Below are 6795 nucleotides of genomic sequence, written 5' to 3' on the forward strand. Positions count from 1 at the left end.
TATCTATTTTTACTTTTCATATTAGGAAGTTACCATACATTTTGTATATGTTTACTTCCTAAGCCCCAAAGTAAATAGCTCTTAAACATCTCTAAAGTTATGGTTTTCTACTCATACTCTTGGTGTTATTTTGCTGTATTTTTATCTTTTTAGACTATAGGGTGCTTAGCTTGGACCGCGGCTTTATTTGATATATCAAAGGGTTATCGCTCGAAGTGATTGCGTTATATTTCGTAGCAAAACAATGTTAAAAATGAAGGTTTAAAATTGATGTTTACAGAGTTTAATTGAACCACTATTTATTCAGCTATATTTTTGACTTTGATCGAAATATTGATACTTATCTGTGTGCCTAAACTTTTCTTTATATTATAAATATCTTTATAAATATATTTTTTGTTCAATGATTGAATATCACACTCAAAATCACCCAACAAAGTCTTTATTTTTAAATGTATTTAAATGTACTCTGTTGGGATTTAGAAGATTTAATAGAATAGTAAATTAGGAACTAAATTTTACTATAGCGCACTTTTAAGGTTTGCTTGATGTTGTTCGACTTGTTTTGCATATTTTTTGCCTTGTTTTTTCATTTGTCTGTTGGTGTTATATGCTGTAGGGCCAACATTATAGTAAGCCAATGCCTTAGGAATACTGCCCGCAGAATTTTTATATTTTGTCAGAATAAGAGAACCACAATTAATATTGGTTAATTCATCATATAAATCACCTGGACATGTTGCTTGCCAATAACGTGGCATAACTTGCGTTAAGCCGACAGCTCCAGCAGAAGAAACGGCTGTTGGTCTAAAGGTTGATTCTTGGCGGATGACAGCAGCTATCAACAGGGGGTCAAGTTCATATTGATCTGCGGTTTGAATAATATAAGGAGAAATTCGATTGGCTGTATCTGGATGGACAGCATAAGCTTTTTGAATTCCTGTAGATAATTTTGAAGCACGTTTTGATACAGAGCTACCGCCAAGTGATGAACATCCAGCGAGTATCGTTGTGCTCATAAAAATAGCAATAGAATTAATGACTAGCTTTTTAGACAACATTTGAGTCATATTATTTTTTAATTGAACATGCTTAAACAAAATTAAAACCATCAAAAATATAAGTTGGGTTGATCTTATTTAGTCTTTATTTTTGAGTCAAGTTTAGCTTCATTGTATCAATAGGGTTAGATTGTAAAATTCGCTTATAAATCATGCTAGATCGGTGCATATACAAAAAATAGTATTTAAAAAATCTCAAGAACACCTTTTATTTCCTGAAAATTTTGTATGTGTAAAAGGAATAGATATAGCTAAGATAGAGCCATGTTCGTTATATCTATTTGATTCTAAATTTAGTTGGATAGCTTTAAAGCGGTTTAAGCATCCAGATTTCACAAGCATGGCTATGTCCAGTATTGCCTTTGGGATTTTTGAGATGTTGAAAACCCAATTTCTCATAGAGTTTTACAGCTTGCCAAAGAGATTGAGTAGTTTCTAAATAACAAGCTTTAAAATGATGAGTTTGAGTAAATTCAAAACACTGCTCTAAAATTTTTTGCGCAAAACCATGCCCACGCAGTTCAGGTAAAAAGTACATTTTCTGTATTTCTAGTAATGTGAAATCACCTTGCAATGGCGCAATTCCACCACCACCTAAAACCTGACCATTTTCATCTTCAATGACCCAATATTGTGAATTTGGTTGTGAATAAACTGCATAAAGATTATCTAAGATAGGATCTGCAACAGCAAAGCCGGATTCTGCTGCTAAGCCAAATTCTTGGGAGACTTTTCGAATAATTGCAGCAAGTGAGGCGTTGTCTTTTTCTTGGATGGGGCGAATGTTGAACATGACAGATATAGGAAATTGAGATGGATTGTTTATATACCTTTAAAGCGTGAAAATCCATCTCAATATATGAAAATAACTTTATTGAATAATGATTTACTTTAGCTCACTCGAGTTTTTACCTAATTCACGTCTTGCAATAATAAGTTGCTGTATTTGCTGAGTTCCTTCAAAAATATCTAAAATTTTTGAATCACGAGACCATTTTTCGAGTAACTCATCTTCGTTATAGCCCACAGCGGCTGCAAGTTCCACACATTTTAATGTAATTTCATTACCAACGCGTCCTGCTTTGGCTTTGGCAATAGATGCTTCACGTGAATTGGGTTTTTTATTATCTGCCATCCATGTAGCTTTAAGCATGAGTAAGCGAGTAGCTTCCCAGTCAGCTTCCATACGATATATTTGAGCTGCTATATTTGAACATTGTAAAAATGGTGTTGAATAATATTCATCCAGTTCATCTTTAAAGATTTCTTTGATGCGTTCTAAGGATGCTTTTGCACATCCTATAGCCATTGCAGCTACTAATGGGCGTGTATTATCAAAGGTTTCCATCACGCCAGCAAAGCCTTTCGCCACATCAATTTCGGCATGACCCAATAAGTTTGCAGTGGGTACACGACAGTCGACAAAACTAATTGCAGCTGTATCTGAAGCTTTGATCCCCAGTTTGTGTTCTAGGCGTTCAATGGTCATGCCGGGAGTGCCTTTTTCAACCACGAAGGATTTAATAGCAGCACGACCGAGTTTTTTATCTAAAGTCGCCCAAACCACTACAGCATCTGCACGTTCACCAGAGGTTACAAAGATTTTTTCACCATTTAAAATGTAATCGTCGCCGTCTTTGGTTGCAGTGGTTCTTATTGCTGCTGAGTCTGAACCACAGTTGGATTCGGTGATTGCCATTGCAGCCCACGTTCCATTAAAACGCTCAAGTTGCTCATCATTTGCGACAGCCGCAATTGCAGAGTTTCCTAGACCTTGTCGAGGCATACTGAGCAGTAGACCTGTATCGCCATAACACATTTCAATAATGCTCAGTGCAGTTGACATGTTGACACCATTTTTATTGCCAGTATCGACATCGCCACGTTTGTTGACTGCCGCACCAGCATTCATGCCATCACCACCATCATTCATCCCATCGACAACGGATGCCAACATATCAAGTTCTTTCGGATAAGCATGTTCGGCTTTGTCATATTTACGTGAAATCGGGCGCAGTACATTCAAGGCAACTTCATGTGCTTGGTCAATGAGTAATTTAAACTTTTTAGGATTTTGTAAATTCATCATAAGGTCCTTTATTATTTTTATTTGCGTTTAGGCGTGTAAGCCAGAATGTACAATTGCGGCAGCGCGCAGATCACGATACCAACGTTCAACAGGATGCTCTTTGGTAAAACCATGACCACCCAAAATTTGTACACCGTCTGTGCCGATTTTCATGGCCTTTTCGGCACACAGTAAACGTGCTAAATAGGCTTCACGATGAAAAGGTTTGCCTGATTCTGCTAAGCTTGCAGCATTCAAGATCAACATATGCATGGCATCTATTTCTATTGCCATATCTGCAATCATGAAGGCGACACTTTGGCGATGTGAAATTGGTTCGCCGAATGCAGTACGTTCATTGGTATATTGAATACAATATTTTTTGACAGCTGTTGCAGTACCAACGGCCATGGCACACCACATTAAATTACCTAAATCAATGAATGCGGCATAATCAAAATCATCATCTCCAAGACGCTGTGCGGGTGTTTGCTCAAATATCAACGTCACGGTTTCGGTAGCTTTGAGCCCCATGGCAGGAGATTTTTTTGAACGTATAGTTTCATCACGGTTAACCACAAACACTTCGGGTTGTCTGTTAAGCATAGCTGTCACTAACAAGACATCTGCGTGTTCACCCAATAAAACTAAGGTTTTTTCACCATTAATTTTATAGTTTGAGCCATCTACCACTGCATGGGTTTTTAGTTGATAAGGATTAAATGCGGCAGTTGCTTCTTGCACTGCAAAAGTTGCAATAGTGTCTGCATCATTAGCAAAGACGGGAAGGTAGGTAGATTGCACCGATTCTGAGCCCCATTGCGTCATGGCATTGATACAGCTAAACGTGGAAAGTAGTCCTGCTGTTAAGCTGAAGTCACCTTCAGCAAGTTGTTCAGCAATGAGAATATTGCTGATAATATTTTTTTCTGCCGCAACGCCACCTAAATCTTCAGGCAACGCATAATAATTGAGGCCCAAGCCTTGTATATGTTTCCATAATTGCTCTGGAAATTGTTCATCCTGATCGGCTTGATGAGCAAGTGGATATAAGACTTCTGTGGAAAATTGCTGCATGGCATCGACAGTCATTTGCTGTTCTTCAGTCAAATTTAAATCAAATAAAGATTTTTGTTGGTTGGGTAAACGTTGTTTATGAATGTCTTTATTTTTTTTGAAAGCTTTCTGGGTTTGACTTAATGTTTTAAAGCCGGCTTTTGAACTTTGATATAAGGATTTTTCAACAAATTTTCGGAGTTTAAATTGGTCGAGTACATCACTGCCTGCAAGTTTTGTCAGCAGCGAGAGGCCAAATCCTTGAGCTTTATTTACCATATTGGTCATTTTTGTTTTCCATGTGCATAATGCTATTTTTATGCTGACATGCAAAAGCATGAAAAACTATGTCATAAATGACATGGAAAATTGTCAAAGATAAACGGTCAATGAGAATAAGGAAGGGTTGTTAAGTAATTAATTATTATTAAAAATATTAAAATTAAAAAATGTGGGATTTTTTTCAAATTGACCTGACTGACATTGTTGTCGATCAGGTCATCTTGAATAGTGTATTACTTTATAGGTATTTTTGAATCATACGACGAACATTGGTTTTTGCTTCAATCACCGTCATGAAGGTATAAGCCCCAATAAATTTACGGCTAATGAACATAAACTCTTTTGGCGGAACTGAGAAATAGCGGGAGGCCATAGACTTGGACGCTTGTTGCATTACACGGCTATGCAATTGGCTTTTTTTCCAATCATAGCGATGCTGTTCATCCATCACGCCACTTGGAATATCTGAATTATTTTCTAAGCTACTAAATGCTTCTGTAGCCAATAAAAATACTTTTGCCATGTCAGGTTTAATGCTTTGTGGAATTTCATCAAAAAATTCATAACCCGTCATGGCTTGTACCATTTGTTCTGAATTGTGGTTATAACCAGCAGTAATTAAATGACGCGCAACGCTGAGTAAATGCTCATCAAACTGACGAATTGCACCGAAGTCGAGGAGTACGATTTTATCCAAAACGTCAGTACCATTACCTAAGCGAACCAAGTAATTACCAAAGTTCGGGTCGGTTTGCATTTCGCCCCATTCAAAGATTTCGCGTACGGCAATTTCAAGTGAAGCTTCACCCAAAGCATTACGACGCTCTTGTGGTAGAGAAAGCATAACCGGGCTGTTAATAGGCACACCACGCTCAAAGGTCATACAGAGCACTTGGTTGGTTGAATAGCCATCAATAATTTGAGGAACGATATAACGAGGATCTTCTTTTAAGCGTGCAGCAAAACGACGGGTAGTCTCTGCTTCAATTTTGTAATTCACTTCGCGGTGCATCATTTCACGGACTTCATCGAACCACTGATCGAATTCACGGGTTTGCGGCACCATTCGAGTCAATTTCAGCATGTTTTTAAATAAATTCATGTCTGAGTCAATCGCATCTGCGACACCCGGATATTGAATTTTCAGTACCAGTTCTAAACCATCAGATTTACGTTTTGCGCGATGCACTTGTGCTAAAGATGCTGTACCAAGTGGTTCATGATCAATCACAAGATCATCGAGTTTAGAGCCAAGTTGGTTTTGTAATTGAGCCTTAATGGCAGGCCATGCGAGCGCCACAGTTTGATTATTTAAGGTATTGAGGGCTTGTGTGATTTCTTCTGGTAAAAAATGCTCACCATACAGCGCCATCATTTGGCCAATTTTTACAATTGAGCCTTTGAGTTTTCCAATTTCTGCGACGAGGTACTCCGCTTGGTCTTTCATGGCCTTCTTGCGCTTTTTCTCTTTTTCCTCTTCATTTGAAAAAATTGAGGTTGCGTTTGAAGCCGCCCAGCGAGTACCAGCAAGTAAGGATGCCTTAGCGATAGATAAGCGACGATCCATTGAGGAAGTTTTTAACTGTTTAAGCTTATCGTTCTGATCTGACATGTAAATTAAATCCTTTAATCAGCAATTCGCAGAAAAATACATTGTATCGAATTTTAGCGTTTCTTAACGTATTAAAATAGTTCAACTTACTGAATCTGTAGTAACTATATGCAAACATTATAGAAGAAAGGCACGAATCAAGCAGCAAGGCATGATTTTAGAGTCGGAACTTAATTTTGACCGTATCATTTTGCATCAGTGCAGTTTTATGAGATTCGATATGTTGATGAATTAACTTTTGTACCGACTCATTGGTAAATCCCAAAGCATAACCTTTTACAATAATGATGCTCGGTAAACTAAAAAATAGGGTACGGGCATTTTCTAACGTGGCATCAGGAAAAACATTGTGCTCAACAAGCAATTGCTGGAAATATTGTTTCTCTAATTTCACTTTCTGTGACTGGGTATCATCCCAATAGCTTTGACGCATTGCCATTAGGTTGTTGTGCTTGTAGCTCATTGGAGCCCCGCATTGATAAAACTATTAAAATGTATGGGGATAATTTTATGAAATTAAAGGCATGGATCAAGTGAAAAATTATAAGTAATTGAGCTTTCATCAGTTTTGGCTTTACATGTGCATTATAGCATTTGATTTTTGAAAGATAGAACGTGATTTATAAAATTAAGGTATTAAACGCGAATCTCAACTTTCTAAACTCTTGAAATAAAAAGGACATAACACAATTTAGATTTCGACTAAGAAAATTACC

The 6795-nt window shown here is 37.4% G+C and carries 6 protein-coding genes; all 6 read right to left on the minus strand.

What is annotated here, in order from left to right:
• Positions 1 to 521: 521 nt before the first annotated feature.
• Complete coding sequence (locus ACN6OV_RS02670) at positions 522 to 1061, minus strand: lytic transglycosylase domain-containing protein (protein ID WP_427949431.1); 540 nt, start codon at positions 1059 to 1061, stop codon at positions 522 to 524.
• 307 nt (positions 1062 to 1368) lie between these two features.
• Positions 1369 to 1854 (minus strand): GNAT family N-acetyltransferase, encoded by a 486-nt coding sequence (locus ACN6OV_RS02675; RefSeq protein WP_427949424.1) that lies wholly within the window; start codon positions 1852 to 1854, stop codon positions 1369 to 1371.
• A 93-nt stretch (positions 1855 to 1947) separates the two neighbouring features.
• Positions 1948 to 3147: an acyl-CoA dehydrogenase family protein gene (locus tag ACN6OV_RS02680; RefSeq protein ID WP_427949433.1), complete on the minus strand. Its 1200-nt coding sequence runs from the start codon at positions 3145 to 3147 to the stop codon at positions 1948 to 1950.
• A 30-nt stretch (positions 3148 to 3177) separates the two neighbouring features.
• The gene (locus tag ACN6OV_RS02685) at positions 3178 to 4464 is read right to left on the minus strand and encodes an acyl-CoA dehydrogenase family protein (protein ID WP_427949435.1); all 1287 of its coding nucleotides are present in this window, start codon (positions 4462 to 4464) and stop codon (positions 3178 to 3180) included.
• Between the two features lie 241 nt (positions 4465 to 4705).
• Complete coding sequence (locus ACN6OV_RS02690) at positions 4706 to 6079, minus strand: ABC1 kinase family protein (RefSeq protein WP_427949427.1); 1374 nt, start codon at positions 6077 to 6079, stop codon at positions 4706 to 4708.
• 157 nt (positions 6080 to 6236) lie between these two features.
• Positions 6237 to 6542, minus strand: coding sequence for a hypothetical protein (locus ACN6OV_RS02695; RefSeq protein ID WP_427949429.1), 306 nt, complete (start codon positions 6540 to 6542; stop codon positions 6237 to 6239).
• Between the last annotated feature and the right edge of the window lie 253 nt (positions 6543 to 6795).

Source organism: Acinetobacter sp. (assembly GCF_050285345.1).
GTDB lineage: Bacteria > Pseudomonadota > Gammaproteobacteria > Pseudomonadales > Moraxellaceae > Acinetobacter.